General features: G+C 72.7%; 19 protein-coding genes. 10 read left to right on the plus strand and 9 right to left on the minus strand.

Translation table 11 applies throughout. The features are described 5' to 3' along the window. Positions 1-67: 67 nt before the first annotated feature. Genes ACFQ2V_RS15715 through ACFQ2V_RS15730 form a run of 4 tightly spaced genes read right to left on the minus strand, consistent with a single transcriptional unit; the run spans position 68 to position 3,532 of the window. Positions 68-682, minus strand: coding sequence for a response regulator transcription factor (locus ACFQ2V_RS15715; RefSeq protein ID WP_386053792.1), 615 nt, complete (start codon positions 680-682; stop codon positions 68-70). After that, positions 679-1,803, minus strand: a complete 1,125-nt coding sequence (locus ACFQ2V_RS15720) for a sensor histidine kinase (RefSeq protein WP_386053793.1) — start codon at positions 1,801-1,803, stop codon at positions 679-681. The genes ACFQ2V_RS15715 and ACFQ2V_RS15720 overlap by 4 nt, the downstream gene beginning before the upstream one ends. Continuing rightward, positions 1,800-2,546, minus strand: a complete 747-nt coding sequence (locus ACFQ2V_RS15725; protein WP_386053794.1) for an ABC transporter permease — start codon at positions 2,544-2,546, stop codon at positions 1,800-1,802. Before ACFQ2V_RS15725 ends, ACFQ2V_RS15720 begins: the two co-directional genes overlap by 4 nt. Further along, positions 2,543-3,532: an ABC transporter ATP-binding protein gene (locus tag ACFQ2V_RS15730; protein WP_386053795.1), complete on the minus strand. Its 990-nt coding sequence runs from the start codon at positions 3,530-3,532 to the stop codon at positions 2,543-2,545. Before ACFQ2V_RS15730 ends, ACFQ2V_RS15725 begins: the two co-directional genes overlap by 4 nt. A gap of 122 nt (positions 3,533-3,654) precedes the next feature. Between ACFQ2V_RS15730 and ACFQ2V_RS15735 the strand changes: the two genes are divergently transcribed. From ACFQ2V_RS15735 to ACFQ2V_RS15780, 10 genes are all read left to right on the plus strand, one after another. After that, entirely contained in the window at positions 3,655-4,095 is a 441-nt protein-coding gene (locus ACFQ2V_RS15735) for an SRPBCC family protein (RefSeq protein ID WP_386053796.1), read from the plus strand. Positions 4,096-4,180: 85 nt separating this feature from the next. After that, entirely contained in the window at positions 4,181-5,746 is a 1,566-nt protein-coding gene (locus tag ACFQ2V_RS15740; RefSeq protein ID WP_386053797.1) for a molybdopterin-dependent oxidoreductase, read from the plus strand. Between the two features lie 114 nt (positions 5,747-5,860). Continuing rightward, a complete protein-coding gene (locus ACFQ2V_RS15745; protein WP_386053798.1) occupies positions 5,861-6,529 on the plus strand; it encodes a fasciclin domain-containing protein in 669 nt (222 codons plus the stop codon). Positions 6,530-6,575: 46 nt separating this feature from the next. Beyond that, positions 6,576-7,187 (plus strand): ECF RNA polymerase sigma factor SigK, encoded by a 612-nt coding sequence (sigK, locus tag ACFQ2V_RS15750; RefSeq protein ID WP_386053799.1) that lies wholly within the window; start codon positions 6,576-6,578, stop codon positions 7,185-7,187. Next, positions 7,184-8,026: an anti-sigma factor gene (locus tag ACFQ2V_RS15755; protein WP_386053800.1), complete on the plus strand. Its 843-nt coding sequence runs from the start codon at positions 7,184-7,186 to the stop codon at positions 8,024-8,026. The genes sigK and ACFQ2V_RS15755 overlap by 4 nt, the downstream gene beginning before the upstream one ends. A gap of 204 nt (positions 8,027-8,230) precedes the next feature. Continuing rightward, complete coding sequence (locus ACFQ2V_RS15760) at positions 8,231-8,659, plus strand: hypothetical protein (protein WP_386053801.1); 429 nt, start codon at positions 8,231-8,233, stop codon at positions 8,657-8,659. A gap of 35 nt (positions 8,660-8,694) precedes the next feature. Further along, positions 8,695-9,348, plus strand: a complete 654-nt coding sequence (locus tag ACFQ2V_RS15765) for a VWA domain-containing protein (RefSeq protein ID WP_386053802.1) — start codon at positions 8,695-8,697, stop codon at positions 9,346-9,348. 91 nt (positions 9,349-9,439) lie between these two features. After that, positions 9,440-9,931: a hypothetical protein gene (locus ACFQ2V_RS15770; RefSeq protein ID WP_386053803.1), complete on the plus strand. Its 492-nt coding sequence runs from the start codon at positions 9,440-9,442 to the stop codon at positions 9,929-9,931. A gap of 27 nt (positions 9,932-9,958) precedes the next feature. Further along, positions 9,959-10,900, plus strand: a complete 942-nt coding sequence (locus ACFQ2V_RS15775; protein ID WP_386053804.1) for a phosphotransferase enzyme family protein — start codon at positions 9,959-9,961, stop codon at positions 10,898-10,900. Between the two features lie 28 nt (positions 10,901-10,928). Further along, positions 10,929-11,492, plus strand: coding sequence for a hypothetical protein (locus tag ACFQ2V_RS15780; RefSeq protein ID WP_386053805.1), 564 nt, complete (start codon positions 10,929-10,931; stop codon positions 11,490-11,492). 55 nt (positions 11,493-11,547) lie between these two features. Here ACFQ2V_RS15780 and cobA read toward each other — a convergent pair whose 3' ends face one another. Genes cobA through ACFQ2V_RS15805 form a run of 5 tightly spaced genes read right to left on the minus strand, consistent with a single transcriptional unit; the run spans position 11,548 to position 17,633 of the window. Beyond that, entirely contained in the window at positions 11,548-12,786 is a 1,239-nt protein-coding gene (gene cobA, locus ACFQ2V_RS15785) for a uroporphyrinogen-III C-methyltransferase (protein WP_386053806.1), read from the minus strand. After that, on the minus strand, positions 12,774-14,165 hold the full coding sequence (locus ACFQ2V_RS15790) for a sulfate adenylyltransferase subunit 1 (RefSeq protein WP_386053807.1): 1,392 nt from the start codon (positions 14,163-14,165) through the stop codon (positions 12,774-12,776). Before ACFQ2V_RS15790 ends, cobA begins: the two co-directional genes overlap by 13 nt. Further along, positions 14,165-15,160, minus strand: coding sequence for a sulfate adenylyltransferase subunit CysD (gene cysD / locus ACFQ2V_RS15795; protein WP_386053808.1), 996 nt, complete (start codon positions 15,158-15,160; stop codon positions 14,165-14,167). The genes ACFQ2V_RS15790 and cysD overlap by 1 nt, the downstream gene beginning before the upstream one ends. Further along, on the minus strand, positions 15,157-15,906 hold the full coding sequence (locus ACFQ2V_RS15800) for a phosphoadenylyl-sulfate reductase (RefSeq protein WP_386053809.1): 750 nt from the start codon (positions 15,904-15,906) through the stop codon (positions 15,157-15,159). Before ACFQ2V_RS15800 ends, cysD begins: the two co-directional genes overlap by 4 nt. Next, positions 15,903-17,633 carry a nitrite/sulfite reductase gene (locus ACFQ2V_RS15805; RefSeq protein ID WP_386053810.1) on the minus strand — a complete coding sequence of 577 codons (1,731 nt, stop codon included), beginning with the start codon at positions 17,631-17,633 and terminating at the stop codon, positions 15,903-15,905. Before ACFQ2V_RS15805 ends, ACFQ2V_RS15800 begins: the two co-directional genes overlap by 4 nt. Positions 17,634-17,680: the final 47 nt, after the last annotated feature.

The raw sequence follows: 17,680 nt of genomic DNA on the forward strand, positions 1-17,680 counted from the left end.
CGTCGATCGGCAGGGACCCCGGTCGACACTTCGATTTCCGAAAGGCAGCCGGTCTCGTCGGGCGGCGTCAGAGCCAGCCGCGTTCCTGGGCCACCCGGGCGGCCTCGGCCCGGGTCGAGGTCCCGGTCTTGCCGATCGCCGAGCTGAGGTGGTTTCGGACCGTGCCCGACGACAGGTGCACCACCTCGGCGATGGCGGCCACGGTGCCGCCGCGCAGCGCCACGCGCAGCACCTCGCGCTCGCGCTCGGTGAGCGGGTTGGCGCCGTCGACGAGCGACTCGGTGGCGAGCGACGGGTCGACGACCCGCAGCCCGGCGTGGACCCGGCGCACGGCCTCGGCCAGCTGCCGCGCGGGGGTGTCCTTGACGACGAAGCCGGACGCGCCCGCCTCGAGGGCGCGGCGCAGGTAGCCGGGCCGGCCGAAGGTCGTGACGACGAGGGTGCGCACCCCGGGCAGGGCTTCGCGCACGGAGGCAGCCGCACCGATGCCGTCGACGCCGGGCATCTCGATGTCGAGCAGGCACACCTGCGCGCCGGATCGCCGCGCGGCGTCGACGACCTCGTCACCGCGGCCGACCTCGGCGACGACCTCGAGGTCCGGCTCGAGCGCCAGCAGCGCCGCGAGGGCGCCGCGCACGAGCGCCTGGTCGTCGGCGAGCAGCACCTTGATCGGCTCGCTCACATCCGCACCTCCAGCACGGTTCCGTGGCCTTCGCGGCCGGTCTCGAGCGAGAGGTGGCCCCCCGCGGCCTCGACCCTCTCACGCAGCCCGCGTAGGCCGTTGCCCTCGGGTCGGCCGCCGAGCCCTCGCCCGTCGTCGCGCACCGTCAGGCGGTCGCTGTCGAGCTCGACCCAGCAGGCGTCGGCGTCGCTGTGCCGTACGACGTTGGTCGTCGCCTCGCGCAGCACCCACGCCAGCACGGTGCGGTGCCGGGGGTCGACGGCGGCGGGGTCGTCGGGCACGTGGGCCTCGATGCCCGCACCGGCGAGCGCCGTTCTCGCGGAGACGAGCTCGTTGCCGAGCCGTGCCTGGCGCAGACCGCCGACCGTCTCCCGGATCTCGGCGAGAGCCTGGCGGCTCAGGGCCTGGATCTCGGCGAGCTCGGCCTTCGCACGCTCCGGGTCGAGGTCGACGAGCCGCTCGGCCAGCTCGGCCTTGACCGTGACGACGGTGAGTGAGTGGCCGAGCACGTCGTGGACGTCGCGGGCGACGCGCTCTCGCTCGGCGACCAGGGCCAGCTCGCGCGACATCGCCTCGTACTGCGCGCCCCGGTCTGTCATGAGACGGATGACGGCCGTCATGGCACCGACGGCGAAGACGATGATCGCCACGACCCAGGTGCCCTCCTCGGGGTCGACGAAGACGGCGGTGAGGGCGGCGACGACGACGCACACCACGCCGACCACCATCGACCAGACGACGGGCAGGGCGAACATCCCGAACGACACGACGAAGGGCAGGAAGCCGAGGCTGCCCGGCCCGATGAGGGTGGCCGTGCCCACCGTGCAGGCGACCAGGACTGCCAGGTAGGCGACGCCCCGACCGGTCCACGGCCGGCACGCGCGTTCGAGACGTTGCACGTGCTGGGCCCCGAGCGCGTACACGAGCCCGAAGACGACGATGAGTGCCACCCCGAGCAGCGCCTGCCAGGCGGGGCGCGGCTCGCTGACGACGGCCAGCAGCGGGAAGACGAGGAAGACGAGCCAGACCGTCTGGATGACCCACGACCACCGCTCCCACGGGTTGACCGTGGGGTCCGTGGTCGCGGCCCGCCCGGCAGCCGTCACGTCGGGGGCGGTCACTGGCGCTCCCGGCCGCGTCGCACGAGCACCGTCGCGAGCACGCCGAAGGCCATCGCCCAGACGACCACGTTCGTGACCGGCAGCCACAGCGGGTCACGCGACCCGTCGGGCAGGAAGCCCTCGGTGAGCGGGTAGCGGGCCAGGGCGGCATACCCGTAGAGGGGGGTGAGCTTGGCGAACGAGAGCAGGGCTCCCGAGAGGGGGATGAAGAGGTTGCCGAGGAAGGCGAAGATGACGAGGGTGCCCGCGGCCGCGCCGACCGCCGCCTCGGAGCGGAACGCCGTGCCGATGAGCAGGCCGTAGAGCGCGAAGACCGACGAGCCAGCGAGGACGAGCGCGGCGCTGAGAGCCCACGCACCGGCCGACCCCTCGGCGCCGGTGACCGCGCCGAGCGCGTACGTGAGCAGGATCGGCACAGCGGCGACCGTCATCGCGACGAGCGCCTTCATGGCGATGTACGAGCTGTCGGCGAGGGGGGTCAGGCCCAGCTGGCGCCCCCACCCCTGCACCCGCTCGACCGCGGCGTTGCCGCCGATGCTCGTCGTGGCCGTCACGGCGCCGTAGGCCGCCATGCTGATCATCACGTACATGGCGACGTTGCCGTTGCCGATGTCAGCGGTCCTGGCGTCCACGGTCGAGCCGAAGATCAGGTAGAAGAACGCCGGCAGCACGGCGGTGAAGAACATGCCTGCCCAGTCGCGCGTGATCCGGCGCATCTCGAGCAGCGTGAAGGTCGCGTTCATCGGACGAGCTCCTCGTCGTGGTGGGCCGGCTGGTCGCCGAGGCGGTCGCGGTCGTCGCCGGTCAGGGCCATGAAGGCCTGCTCCAGGCCGGCGGTGACGATCTCGAGGTCGCGGCCGCCGAGCTCGCCCAGCAGGAGGCGGGCGACGGCGTCCGAGTCGCTCGCGGTGACGACGACGCGGGCGCCGCGCTCGTCGACGGTGCGCACCCCCTCGGTCGAGCGGAGGACCGCTGTCGCGCGGGCCAGGGCGTGGTCCGGCAGGGTCGCCGACACGGTGCGGCCGCCGGCGCGAGAACGGATCTCGGCCGTCGTGCCGTCGGCGACGATGCGCCCGCCGGCGATGAGGACGATGCGGTCGGCGAAGGCGTCGGCCTCCTCGAGGTAGTGCGTCGCGAAGACGACCGTGCGTCCGGCGCTCGCGTCGGCGTGCATCGTGTCCCAGAAGTCGCGGCGGGCCGTGACGTCCATGCCGGCCGTCGGCTCGTCGAGGACGAGCAGCCGCGGGTCGGGCAGCAGGGCGAGCGCGAAACGCAGCCGCTGCTGCTCGCCGCCGGAGCACTTCGAGACCCGGCGGTCGGCGAGCGCCGTCAGCCCGGCGCGGTCGATGACCACGTCGACGGGCGAGTGGGCGGCGTACGTCGAGGCGATCATGCGGACCGTCTCGCGGACGGTGAGGTCGCGCAGCAGTCCGCCGGTCTGGAGGACGGCCGACACGGCGCCGGAGACGACGGCCTCGCGCGGGCGGCGGCCGAAGACCTCGACGGTGCCGCTCGTCGGCTCGGTCAGGCCGAGCACCAGGTCGAGCGTCGTGGTCTTGCCGGCGCCGTTGGGGCCGAGGAACGCGACGATCTCGCCGGGCTGGATGCGCAGGTCGACGGCGTCGACGGCTCGCACCTCGCTGTCGTGCGAGCCGCGCACTGCCGGGAACGTCTTCGCGAGTCCGCGCAGCTCGATGGCCGGCGTGGTCGCTGTGGTCGATGTGGTCACGGTGTCACTCTCCCAAGGGGCGGCACCTGCCGGCAGGGGCAACGGTCACGACCTGCCCGTGACAGGTGTCATGCCGGCACCTCGCCGGTCCGCGATCGACGGGGGTGGGCCAGACTGTCGGCATGGCGCGGTTCACCGTCGAGTTCGAGACCGAGCTGCCCGCGGCCGAGGCGTGGCGGCGGCTGCTCGACCTCCGTGCCCACACGGCGGTCATCCCGCTGACGACCCTCTCGGGTGCCGTCCTCACCGCCGACGGGCTCGTGCCCGGCTCACGCTTCGTGGCCCGCACCGGCGTCGGACCGGTCGGCTTCGACGACCGCATGGTCGTCGACCAGATCATCCCGCCGCACTCCGGTGGCGCCGGCTCCGCGCGGATCCGCAAGGAGGGCAACGTGGTTCGCGGCGAGATCGATCTGACGGTCGCACCCGCGGGGCAGGGCTCGCGGGTCCACTGGGAGCAGGTGATCCGGGTGCGTCCGGTGCCTGCGGTGCTCGACCCGGTCGTCGCGCGTGTCGCGCGGCTCGCGTACGCCACGACCATCCGCCGCCTGCTGCGCGGCTGAGCGGCTGAGCGCGGTGCGGGCACCTCGCCCCTCGCGAGGTCGCCCCTGACCATCCGATCGGGCGGCCCGCGCCGAACCACCGGGCATGACGCGCCTACGTTTCGCCCTGTGCGGAGTCCTCGCCGCGGTCGCCGGCATCGCCGCCGGCCACCTCCTCGCGGCCTTCCTGTCACCCGCCGCGTCACCCGTCCTCGCGATCGGGTCGACCGTGATCGACCTGACGCCGACCCCGGTCAAGGAGTGGGCTATCGCGACGTTCGGCACCGCGGACAAGGTGGTCCTGCAGGGGTCGGTGCTCGTCGGGACGCTGGTGCTCGCCGCCGTGGCCGGGCTGCTCGCCCGCCGGCGGACTCCCTTCGCCGTCGGCCTCATCGTCCTGCTCACCGGGCTGGCCGGGGCTGCGGCCCTGCTGCGTCCGGCGGCCTCCCCGCGCGACGCCCTTCCGTCCGTCACGGCCATGGTCTGCGGCGTCGTGGTCCTGGTCCTGCTGGGGCGCCTGGCCGCCCGGGCCGAGGGCACCCCGGCCGAGGGCACCCCGGGCCCCCGCGCCGCCGGCATGCGTCCGCGCGCCGATGACACCTCGCGTACCTCGCCCCGACCGGCGCGGCGCAGGTTCCTCGGCGGGGCAGCCGGCGTGGCCGTCCTCTCCGTCCTCGCGGCGGCGGGCGGCCAGCTGCGCGCGGGTGCGCAGAAGGCGAAGCAGATCGTCCTCCCGAAGCCGAAGGACCCAGCGCGGCCGCTGCCGCAAGGTCTCGAGTCGACGGTGAAGGGCATCTCCCCGCTGCGCACGCCGACCGAGAAGTTCTACCGGGTCGACACCAACCTCGTCGTGCCCCAGGTCGACGTCGACGGCTGGACCCTCCAGGTCGACGGCATGGTCGAGCGGCCGTTCACCCTGACCTTCGCCGAGCTGTCCGCCCTGCCGCTCATCGAGCGTGACATCACCATGACGTGCGTCTCCAACGAGGTCGGCGGCGGCTACATCGGCGCGGCCCGCTGGCTGGGCATCCGCCTCACCGACCTGCTCGACCGAGCCGGCGTCAAGGGCTCTCCGGACCAGCTGCTGAGCACCGCCGTCGACGGCTTCACCATCAGCACGCCGCTGTCCGTCGTCCGTGACGGCCGCGACGCCATGGTCGCCATCGGCATGAACGGCGCCCAGCTCAGCGACACCCACGGCTTCCCAGCCCGTCTCATCACGCCCGGGCTCTACGGCTTCGTGGGCGCCACCAAGTGGCTGACGAAGCTCACCCTGACCACGTATGCCGCCGACCAGGCGTACTGGACGAAGCGACAGTGGGCGACCGATGCCCCGATCAGGACGAGCGCCCGCATCGACACACCGGCTCCGCTCTCGACGATCCCCGCCGGGCAGGTCGCCATCGGCGGCGTCGCCTGGGCGCAGCACCGGGGCGTCGGCAAGGTCGAGGTGAAGGTCGACGACGGCCCTTGGCAGGCAACGAAGCTGGGCCCTGACGTCGGCATCGACTACTGGCGACAGTGGTTCCTGCCGTGGGACGCCCAGCCCGGCCTGCACCGCCTCTCTGTCCGCGCGACCGACCTGCAGGGCCGCGTCCAGGACGCGAGGCGCGCGACGCCGTTCCCCAGCGGGTCCAGCGGCATACAGGAGGTCGTCGTGACCGTCACGTGAGACGCGGAGTCCACGTCGAGCGAAAAAGGTTGCGGCGCAGCCCATCCAGACCGGCGGCCGCACCGAACCACCCATGACTGTGCACCACCCCCAAGCCACAAGGAGTCACCCGAGATGAAGACCATGAAGACCCGCGCCGGCCTCGTCGCCCTCGCCATCGCCCTGCCGCTCAGCCTCGCCGCCTGCGGCAGCTCCAGCGACAACACGGCCTCCGCCGGTGCCGGCAGCACGCCCGCCGCCACCAGCTCCGAGGCCATGACGCCGACCCCGTCGGAGACGATGTCGTCGACGTCCGAGTCGATGGACGCCTCCTCCGCCGTCTTCGGCGAGGGCTGCGCCGCGGTGCCGAAGGACGGCAAGGGCTCCTTCAACGGCATGGCGACCGACCCGGTGGCGACCGCCGCGAGCAACAACCCGCTCCTGTCGACGCTCGTCACCGCCGTCAAGGCCGCCGGCCTCGTGGACACCCTGAACTCGGCCCCCGAGGTCACCGTCTTCGCGCCGGTGAACGACGCGTTCGCCAAGATCCCGGCCTCCGACCTCAAGAAGGTGCTCGCCGACAAGCCGACGCTGACCAAGATCCTCACGAACCACGTCGTGGCCGGCAAGATCGCTCCCGACAAGCTGGCCGGCGAGCACAAGACCCTCGCCGGCACCACGATCAAGGTCGAGGGGTCGGGCGAGATGTTCACCGTCGGCAAGGAGAAGGCCAAGGTCATCTGCGGCAACGTGCCGACGGCCAACGCGACGGTCTACATCATCGACTCCGTCCTGATGCCCTGATCGTCTCCTGACCAGGCTGACGCACACCACGACGACGGGCGACACAATGGACCCCATGTCACGGTTCTCGGTGGTGCCCTCCGGCGACGACACGCCGGAGGGTGCCGCCGGCCCCGTCCCGCTGGAGCAGCTGCTCCGGCGGGCGGCAGCCGGCGACGAGTCGGCCTTCGCCGACCTGTACGACGCCGTGTCGTCGCGGGTCTTCGGCCTCGTGCGACGCGTCGTGCGCGACCCGGCCCAGTCCGAGGAGGTCACCCAGGAGGTCTTCCTCGAGATCTGGCGGCACAGCGCCCGCTTCGACCCCGGGCGGGGCAGCCCGCTGTCGTGGATGCTCACCATCGCCCACCGCAAGGCCGTCGACCGGGTCCGCTCGGCCGAGGCCGCGCGAAACCGCGACGAGGGCTACGGCGCCAGCACCCAGGACGTCACGCACGACTCCACGGCCGAGGCGGTCGTCGAGCGCCTCGACGCGGAGCGCGTGCACCGGGCGCTGGAGACCCTCACCAGCGCGCAACGCGAGGCCCTGCAGCTCGCGTACCTGGGCGGCTACACGCACACCGAGGTGGCAACGATGCTCGACCTGCCGCTCGGGACCGCCAAGACACGAATACGTGACGGACTCATCCGACTACGAGACACGCTGGGGGTGACACTGTGAGCGACGACATCCACGCACTCTCGGGTGCCTACGCCGTCGACGCGATCGACGACGTCGAGCGGGCTCATTTCGAGCGCCACCTCGCGGGCTGCCCGGACTGCCAGGCCGAGGTCGCGAGCCTGCGCGCCGCTGCCTCCCAGCTGGCCGTTCTCACCGAGAGCGCACCACCCCCCTCACTCCGCGCCAAGGTCCTCTCCGAGATCTCGAAGGTGCGTCCTCTTCCGCCCCTCACGGCACCGCAGACCGAGCGCGGCGACGACACCCTCCAGCCTTCCGCACCTGATGCGGAGGACTCGGCCGCGGGTGCGAGCACGACCGGGGTGCCCATCGGGGGCACCGACCAGCGCGACGCCGCCGACGAGCTGGGAGAGCGCCGGCGTTCTCGCAGCGCCAGGTTGGGCCGCGGATGGCGCCTGGTCGTGGCCGCCGCAACCGTGGCCGTCCTCGCCATCGGTGGTTTCACCGTGTGGCGGCAGGTCAACACCGACCCGACCAGGGTGATCGCCGACCAGGTGCTGGCAGCCCCCGACGCGACGAGCACCGCCAAGCGCTTCCCCGACGGGTCCACCGCGACCGTGTGGCGCTCCGAGTCGCTCCACAGGGCCGTCATCGTGACCTCGAAGATGGCCGATGCTCCGAACGGCAAGGTCTACCAGCTGTGGCTGCAGGACCCGACCGGGCACATGGCCTCGGCCGGCGTCATGCCGCCCGGACCCGACCAGGTCGTGGTCCTCGAGGGCGACGCGAGCAAGGCCAAGGGCGCCGGCATCACGGTCGAGCCCCCGGGCGGATCGGGCCAGCCGACGTCCGACCCGATCGCCCTCTTCGCCTTCGCCTGACGCCTCCACCACAACCGGTCGCTCGTCCGTCGGGCGGTCACGCGCTCCGTCCCGGCTTCCCCGCCAGGAGCCCGTGACCGCCCGACCTGCGCTCCCACCAGCACGCCCCACGCGTACGCCCTCGCGCGCCCCAGCCTGCCTGGCGGAGTGCATCAGCGACCCGCTTCTATTGCGCTGCCGCAGTTAATGCGGCATGGTGGAGGCATGAGCAGCGAGCACCCGCAGACCCCTGCACCCGCGTCCTCGAGCGAGACCATCCGGGCGGCGATCGACGCCGCCTCGACCGCGCTCGCCAGGGCCGATGCCGGGGTCCCGAGCGCCGCGCTGCCGCTCCTGCGCATCGCCCAGGAGCACGTCACCACCGCCATCGACGAGGCCATGGCAGCCGTGCTGGTCTCCGAGGGCGGCACCATCCGCACGGCCGGCGCGCTCGCGGGCCTGTCGGAGAACGCCGTCGGCCCGCGCCTCGCACGCACCCGGCTGCTCGCGGCATACGGCTCGGACTCCGGTCGCGTCACGGCAGCCGGGGTCGAGCGCGCCCGCTACGACCTCGAGGAGGGCCGGCACCGCGAGGCGCCCGACCAGCCGGACCAGCCGAAGCCGATGCGATTCCGCGCCAGGCGCACCACCTGACGCACCCACCGACCGCACCAGAGAGGGGACCCACCATGACCAACCCGAACCTCACCCACCTCTACTTCCTGCTCGACCGCAGCGGCTCCATGCAGTCGATCAAGGACGACACCGAGGGCGGCTTCGACGCCTTCATCGAGGAGCAGCGGTCGCAGGGTGGCCAGTGCCGCGTCACGCTGGCGCAGTTCGACGACCAGTACGAGGAGGTCTACCGCGACCGACCGGTCGCCGACGTCCCCCCGCTGCAGCTCGCACCCCGCGGCAGCACCGCGCTGCTCGACTCGATCGGCCGGCTCGTCGGCGAGGCGGGCCAGCGACTGGCCGCACTGGCGGAGCACGAGCGGCCCGGCGTCGTCATCGTCGGCATCATGACCGACGGCCACGAGAACGCCTCGCACGAGCTGAGCCACCCGCAGGTCAAGGCCATGATCGAGCGCCAGACGAAGGACTACGGCTGGCAGTTCCTCTACATGGGCGCCGACCAGGACGCCATCGAGGTCGGGACGAGCATCGGGGTCGCGGCCGCCAACTCGATGACCTACAGCCGCGGCCGGGTCGCCGCCGCGATGGCCGCGACGTCGCGCAACATCGGGCGCACCCGATCGGCCGTGGCCGCGGGCGCCTCGATGCAGGAGGCCTCCTCGCTCATCGCGTTCGACGCCGAGCAGCGGGCGGCCGCCCAGGAGTGAGCCCAGAGGTGAGCCCGGGAGTGAGCCGAGCGGCAAGCAGAGCAGGTCGAGGTTCGAGCTCGCGGGCCGGGCCCGGGGGTACGTTGTCGCCATGAGCGACGCTCCCGGCCCGGCCGGGTCCGCAGCAGGGTCGGCAGGCCCCGACGAGCAGTTCGTCGTGCCGGTCCCCACCCAGACGCTGCCCGTCACCCCGAGCCCGCATGCCGTCCAGCCCGGCTGGTGGCCCCCGCCGAGTGGCGCTGAACCCACGGGGTCCGCGGCGGCGGCTGGCACCGAGCGAGGGGTCGACCCGCTCATCGGCCAGGTCGGCGTGGCGCTCTTCTGGGTCACGGTCGGGTGGTGGCTCTTCTTCGTCGTGCGCCTGCTCGGACGCATCGTCCGCGTGGGGTTCGACCAGACGCTCGTCATCCGCACCATCGACGACGGCGCCGAGGAGACGGTGGCCGCCGCGGTGGTGTCGGTGCTCGCGGCGCTGCTGCTCCTCCTCGGCCGCGGTCGCGCCGGCCGGTCCCCGATCGGCTGGGCGTCCCTGGCTCTCGCCGTGCTCACCGTGGTCGTCACCGTCTGGCGGCTGCTGCCGTGAGCCGGGCCTGCTGAACGGAACCCTGCGGTGCTGACCCGCTCGGCGGCCGACGCGGTCGCCGACGCCTACGACCTCCCCCGACCGGCCCGGCTCACCGGGCCGGTCGCGCGCGGTCAGCTCGGCCAGATCTGGCGGCTCGACACGCCGGCGGGCAGCCACGCCGTGAAGGAGTGGATCGCCACCCCCGACCTCGCCGACGTGTCCCGCGACGCCGGCTTCGTCGAGGCCGCCCTCGCCGGGGGAGTCTTCACGCCACGGCTCGTGCGCACTCCCCGTGGTGAGGTCGCGACGCTCGTGGACGACACTGCCGTGCGGCTCTTCGAGTGGGTCGACCTGCGGTCACGGTCGCGCCTGCTGGACCCCGCAGCCGTCGGCCGCACCCTGGCGGCGCTGCACCGCGCAGGGCCGCCCGCCGACGGCGGCGTCGACAACTGGTTCGCCACCGGGTTCGGTGAGGCCAGCTGGCGAGAGCTGCACCAGCGCCTCGTCGACGAGGACGCACCGTTCGCCGGAGAGCTGGGGGCCCTCGTCGACGAGCTGGTCGCGGTCGAGTCGGTCATCGAGCCGCACGAGTCGCCGATCACGTGCCACCGCGACCTGTGGGCCGACAACGTGCTCGAGTCCGCCGACGGCCGCATCTGCGTCATCGACTTCGAGAACATGGGCCCCGCAGACGCGAGCCAGGAGCTCGCGATGGTGCTCTACGAGTTCGGTGACGACGACCCTTCGCGAGCGCGTCGGATCAGCACGGCATACCGCGACGCCGGTGGACCGGGGCGCGTGACGCGCCGCGGTCACTTCACGATGCTCGTCGCGGAGCAGGCCCACATCGGGCAGCTCGCCTGCTCCCGCTGGGTCGGTGCGACGAAGGAGGCCGAGCGAGCACGCCTCGCACGGTGGTTCCTCGAGATCCCGGACGACCCCGTGACGATCCCCCGCATCGACCGGATCCTCGCTGCCGTCACGTGAGGCGGCGGCGTCGGCATATCGTGACCGCGTGACGAGTATCGGGCGCCTCGTGCTGGCGCAGGTGAGGTCGATCGGTTCGCGGAACACCTGTCTCCGAGCAGCCGACGTGCCCGGGGGCCCGTGGACCGCGCGCGGGCAGCGCACCTACCGCACCGGGGCGAGCGGCAGCACGAGCGAGGTCATCACGCGCGCCCGGGCCGCGCGTTCGGTGACGAGCGTGCGCGCGTACCAGGAGGTGGGCCGCGCCGACCTGTTCATCCAGGTCATCCCGTTCGCCTCGCCCGAGGACGCCAGGACCGGCGTCGACGAGCTGCGCGCGCTGCCCCGCACGATGCCGAGGAGCAAGGGGCTCTCGGACGTCGGCGAGCTGCGCACGGTGTCACCGCCCGAGGTGGCGGGCGCCGGCCACGTCGAGGCGGCCGAGCAGCCGTTCGTCCTCGACGGGGAGCACTCACGGACCCTGACGGCCTGGTGCGTCGTGGGCAGCGCGGTCGTGGTCGCAGCCCTCGGTGGCCGGGCCGGGGCGGTTCGGTGGCCGCAGCTGGCCGGGATCCTCGAGGCGCAGGCAGCCGCCCTCACCCGACCGACCTGACCACCCGTCCTCTCGATCACCCTCCGATCGAGAGAGCACTCGGTCAGATGGTGACTCAGCGTTCGTTCGGCTGGGGTTCGGGCCAGTCGTGACCGAGGCGCACGACGTCGCCGACGACGACGACGGCAGGGGCACGGACGCCACGTGACCGGGCGAGCCCGGCGATCGTCGCGACGGTCCCGACGGTGGTGCGCTGGTCGGGCGAGAAGCCGCGCTCGACGACGGCCACGGGGCAGTCCGCCGAGCGCCCGTGCGCGACGAGCAGCTCGGTCGTGCGGGCGAGCTGGGTGACCCCCATGAGGAGCACCAGCGTGTGGTCGCCGCCGGTCGGCAATGCCGGGATGTCCTCGTGGCCCGTGACGACCGTGAAGCCGCGCGCGACACCGCGGTGGGTCACCGGGATGCCGGCGGCTGCGGGCACGGAGACCGCACTCGTCACGCCCGGCACGACCTCGACGGGTATGCCGTGTGGCTCGCAGGCCTCGCGCTCCTCGCCACCGCGGCCGAGCACGTAGGGGTCGCCGCCCTTGAGGCGGACCACCCCGAGGCCCCGCTGGGCCTCCTCGACGAGGATGTCGTTGATCCGCGACTGCGGCACGGGGTGGTTGCCCGGCGTCTTGCCGACGTCGACGACGCGCACCGAGGCGGGCAGTCGGTCGACGACGGCGCGCGGAGCGAGCCGGTCGACCACGACGACGTCGGCCGAGGCGAGCAGCTCGTGGCCCCGGGTCGTGAGCAGGCCGTCGGTGCCGGGTCCGCCACCGACGAGCGCGACCCAGCCCCGGCGGCCGTGGGTGCGGGTGCGACGCAGGTCGAGGGTGCCCGTGGCGAGCGCCCGCTCCACCCCGTCGCGCACGGTCACGGCCAGACCGGGGTCGCCGGCGGCATACGCGGAGATGGTGACCCGGCCGTCGGGCGTGGTCACGTCGGTGCGGGCCGCGACGCTCGCGGTCGTGCCGGCGGCGTCGGTGGCATCGACGCACCAGACGCGCAGGGACTCGGCGTCGGAGGCGACCTCACGGTCGACGGACGCCTCGCCCGTTGCGGTGTGGGCGAACCAGGCGCCGTCGAGGTCGGAAGGTCCGGCGTAGTCGCGCTCGACCCAGTCGACCCGGCCGGCGGCGGCCAGGTCGCTGAGGTCCTCGCAGAGCCACGGCGCGACGACGCGCACGACGGCGCCCTCGTCGAGGAAGGCACGCACGCGGCGCGCGGAGACCGGGCCGCCACCGACGGCCACGACGAGACGGCCGGTCAGGTCGAGGACGACCGGCAGCGCCGGCTTCAGATCTCCCATTCCTCGTCACCCTCGGGCTGCGACGGGGCGTCTGCCGCGGTGGGCAGCGTGGCACCGACCATCCCCGCGGCGACCGTGCGGCCGTCGTGGGCGTCGATGAGCAGGAAGGACCCGCCACGTCGCGACGTCGAGTAGTTCTCGACCGGAACGGCCGACGCCAGCCGGAGCGTCACGAGGCCGATGTCGTTGAGCGACAAGGACTCCGACGGCACGGCGTGGAGGTCGTCGAGGTCGAGGGCACCGTCAAGCGTGCGCACGGCGGTCTGCACCGTGCGCGACCCGTGCTTGAGCAGGAGCCGCTGGCCGGGGCGCAGCGGCGCGTCACCGAGCCAGCAGACGACGGCCTTGATGTCCTGGGTCGGCTCGGGCGCGTCGGCGGCGGCCGCGATGACGTCGCCACGCGAGATGTCGATCTCGTCGGCGAGCCGCAGCGTCACGGACTGGGGCGCGAACGCCTCGTCGAGGGTGGACTCGCCGAGGTCGATGCCGGTGACGGACGTGCGCTTTCCCGACGGGAGCGCCACCACCTCGTCACCGACGCGCACGACGCCAGAGGCGACCTGGCCGGCGTACCCGCGGTAGTCGCGGTGCTGCGGGTCGCGCGCGGCGCCCTGCGGGCGGATGACGAGCTGCACCGGCAGCCGGAACGACTCGTTGGCCGGGTCGTCGGACGGCGGCAGCGCCTCCAGGAGCTCGAGAAGGCTCGGGCCGGCGTACCAGGGGGTGCGCTCGGAGCGGTGCGCGACGTTGTCTCCGTCGAGCGCACTGACCGGGATGGCGATGGCGTCCTCGACGCCGAGCTCGCGAGCCACGGCCTGCACCTCGGCCTCGACGCGGTCGTAGACCTCCTGCGAGAAGTCGACGAGGTCGATCTTGTTCACCGCGACGACGACGTGCGGCACGCGGAGCAGAGCCGTAACCGCGAGGTGGCGACGGGTCTGCTCGAGCACGCCCTTGCGCGCGTCGACGAGGAGCACGACGACGTCGGCGGTCGAGCTGCCGGTGACCGTGTTGCGGGTGTACTGCACGTGGCCGGGGCAGTCGGCGAGCACGAACGAGCGGTTGGCCGTCGCGAAGTAGCGGTAGGCGACATCGATGGTGATGCCCTGCTCGCGCTCGGCGCGCAGGCCGTCGGTGAGCAGCGCCAGGTCGGCGGCGGTCAGGCCGCGGTCACGCGACACGCGCTCGACGGCGGCGAGCTGGTCGGACAGCACCGACTTGGTGTCGTGGAGCAGGCGGCCGACGAGGGTCGACTTGCCGTCGTCGACGGAGCCGGCGGTCGCGAGGCGCAGCAGCGTGCCGCGACCGGCGCCGGCAACGGCGGCGGGGTCGACCAGTGAGGGGTCGACGGTCTCGGGAGCCTGGGTGGCGGTCGCCATCAGAAATAGCCTTCCTTCTTGCGGTCCTCCATGGCGGCCTCCGAGATGCGGTCGTCGGCGCGCGTGGCACCGCGCTCCGTCAGTGTCGAGGCAGCCACCTCGAGGACGATGTCGGCGTTGGTCGTGGCCGGCGACTCGACGGCGCCGGTGCACGACATGTCACCGACGGTCCGGTAGCGCACGAGGCGCGTCTCGACCGTCTCGTCGTCACGCGGCCGGCTCACGGGGCCGACCGCGAGCCACATGCCGTCGCGGCGGAAGACCTCTCGCTCGTGGGCGTAGTAGAGCGGTGCGAGCGGGATGTCCTCGCGCTCGATGTAGCGCCAGATGTCGACCTCGGTCCAGTTGCTGATCGGGAAGACCCGCACGTGCTCGCCCGGGCGGTGGCGCGGGTTGAAGAGGTTCCACAGCTCGGGCCGCTGGTTCTTCGGGTCCCACTGGCCGAACTCGTCGCGGAGAGAGACGATCCGCTCCTTGGCGCGCGCCTTCTCCTCGTCGCGGCGGCCGCCACCGAAGACGCCGTCGAAACGGTTGTCGTTGATGGCATCGAGCAGCGGCATCGTCTGCAGGGGGTTGCGCGTGCCGTCGGCGCGCTCGCGCAGCCGGCCGTCGTCGATGTAGTCCTGCACGCTCGCGACGACGAGACGCAGGCCGAGGCGCTCGACCGTCTCGTCGCGGTAGGCGAGCACCTCGGGAAAGTTGTGGCCCGTGTCGACGTGCAGCACCGGGAACGGGATCGGCGCCGGCCAGAACGCCTTCGTCGCCAGGTGCAGCATGACGACCGAGTCCTTGCCGCCGCTGAAGAGCAGCGCCGGGCGCTCGAGCTCGCCGGCCATCTCGCGGATGACGAGGATCGCCTCCGCCTCGAGCGCGTCGAGCTGGCTCAGCCGACGGTCGGTCGAGGACGTCGTCGCGTATGCCGTCGGCCGCGTCTCGCCGTCGACCGGCGTCGCCGAGCCGGTCGGGGTGTCGATGGTCTTGGTGGTCGTCGTCATGTGTGGAGTCCGCACTCGGTCTTGGCGAAGCCGGCCCAACGGCCGGCGCGGGGGTCCTCGCCGGGCTCGACCCGGCGGGTGCACGGCTCGCAGCCGATCGACGGGTAGCCATCGGAGAGAAGGGAGTTGACCTCGACCTGGTTGTCGGCGGCATACGTGAGGAGCTCGTCGAAGGTCCACGCTGCGAGCGGGTTGATCTTGACGAGGCCGTTCTTGGCGTCCCACGTGACGAGGGGGGTGTCGGCGCGGGTGGGGCCCTCCTCCCGGCGCACGCCGGTGACCCAGGCCTCGTAGAGCGGCAGCGTGCGGGCGAGCGGCTCGACCTTGCGCATCTGGCAGCACAGGGCGGGGTCGCGCTCGTAGAGCCGCGGACCGTACTTCTCGTCCTGCTCGGCCACGGTGAGCTCGGGCATGACGTTGACGAGGGTGATCGGCAGGTCCTCGGCCACGATGTCGCGCGTGACGATCGTGTCGGAGAAGTGGTAGCCGGTCTCGAGGAAGAGCACGTCGACCCCGGGGGCGAACCGCGAGACCACGTGCGGCAGAACGGCATCCGCCATGGAGCACGCCACCGCGAGACTGCCGTCGAAGTGGAACGCGGCCCAGGCAGCGACCTCGTCGGCCGTCGGCTCGTGCTCGGGGTCGGCGCCGAGCGTCGCGTTGAAGTCGTCGACGATCGCCTTGAGCTCGGCCTCCGAGCGGCGCTTGCGCGGCACCTTCGGGGTGGCCAGGGGGACTGCGGTCACTGGAGGGCTCCTTCCTCGGCACGGTGGCTCCACTGGGCGAAGGTCTCGCCCTGCTCGCGCTGTTTGGCGAAGGTGCGCACGACGCGCTCGACGTAGTCGGGCAGGTCGTCGGCCGTCACCTTGAGGCCGCGGACGGTGCGCCCGAGGCCGGCCTGGTCGCGCCCGACCGAGGCGAGGCCACCGCCGAGGTGCACTTGGAAGCCCGGCACCTGCTCTCCGTCCACGGTGACGAGCTGGCCCTTGAGGCCGATGTCGGCGGTCTGGATGCGCGCGCACGAGTTGGGGCAGCCGTTGATGTTGAGCAGGATGGGGGCGTCGAGCGAGCCGTCCTCGACGAGGTCGGCGAGCCGGGTCTCGAGCTCGGCGATGGCGTCGGTCGCGGTCTGCTTCGTCTCGACGATGGCCAGCTTGCAGTACTCGATACCCGTGCACGCCATCGTCGTTCGACGGAACGGGCTGGGCTTCGCCGTCAGGCCGAGGCCCTCGAGCTCGGCGACGAAGTCGTCGACGCGCTCGGCCGGGACGTCGAGGACGACGAGCTTCTGGTGGGCGGTGAGCCGGACAGCGCTGGCGCCGTAGGCCTCGACGAGGTCGCCGAGCCGGGTCAGCAGGGTGCCGCTGATGCGGCCCACGGTGGGGGCGGCGCCGACGTAGTAGTTGCCGTCCTTCTGCAGGTGCACGCCGACGTGGTCGCCGGGGCCCGTGGCGGGTGCGGGGGGCGGGCCGTCGGGCAGCGGGTGCCCGAGGTACTCGGTCTCGAGCACCTCGCGGAACTTCGCCGGGCCCCACTCGGCCAGGAGGAACTTGAGGCGGGCCTTGTTGCGGAGCCTGCGGTAGCCGTAGTCACGGAAGATCGAGATGACGCCGTGCCAGACGTCGACGGCGTCGTCCTCGGACACGAAGACGCCGATGCGCTCGGCCAGCCGTGGCGAGGTCGAGAGGCCGCCGCCGACCCAGAGGTCGAAGCCCGGCCCGAGCTCGGGGTGCACGACGCCGACGAGGGAGATGTCGTTGATCTCGTGCACGACGTCGAGGCTCGGGTGGCCGGTGATGGCCGTCTTGAACTTGCGCGGCAGGTTGGAGAGGTCGAGGTCGCCGAGGTACTTCTCGGTGATCCGCAGGATGACGGGCGTCGGGTCGATGATCTCGTCGGCCGCGACGCCGGCGACGGGGCTGCCGAGGAAGCCTCGCGGGGTGTCGCCGCAGGCCTCCGTCGTCTGCAGGCCGACGGCCTCGAGCCGCCGCCAGATCTCGGGCACGTCCTCGATGCCGACCCAGTGGTACTGGATGTTCTGCCGGTCGGTGATGTCGGCCGAGTCGCGGGCGAAGTCGGTGGAGATGCCGCCGAGGACGCGTAGCCGCTCGGGCGTGAGGGCCTGGCCGTCGCTGCGGACGCGGAGCATGAAGTAGCGGTCGCTCAGCTCGTCGTCGCTCAGCTGGGCCGTGCGGCCGCCGTCGATGCCGGGCTTGCGCTGCGTGTAGAGGCCCCACCAGCGGAAGCGGCCGGAGAGGTCCTGCGTGGGGATCGAGTCGAACCCGTCGCGGGAGTAGATCTGCTCGATCCGCTCGCGGACGTTGAGCCCGTTGTCCTCCTGCTTCCAGGTCTCGTTGCCGTTGAGCGGCTCGGTGCCGTCCACCTTCCACTGCCCGTTGGAGCGACCGCCGCGTGGCGGCCTGGTGCCGGGGCGTGCAGGCGCGGTCGCGGTCGAGTGGTCGGTGACGGTCATGTGATCGAATGTATAACCGGCCATTATCTTGACCCAAATGGGTCCGG

This window comes from Terrabacter terrigena, assembly GCF_042676085.1.
Lineage (GTDB): Bacteria > Actinomycetota > Actinomycetes > Actinomycetales > Dermatophilaceae > Terrabacter > Terrabacter terrigena.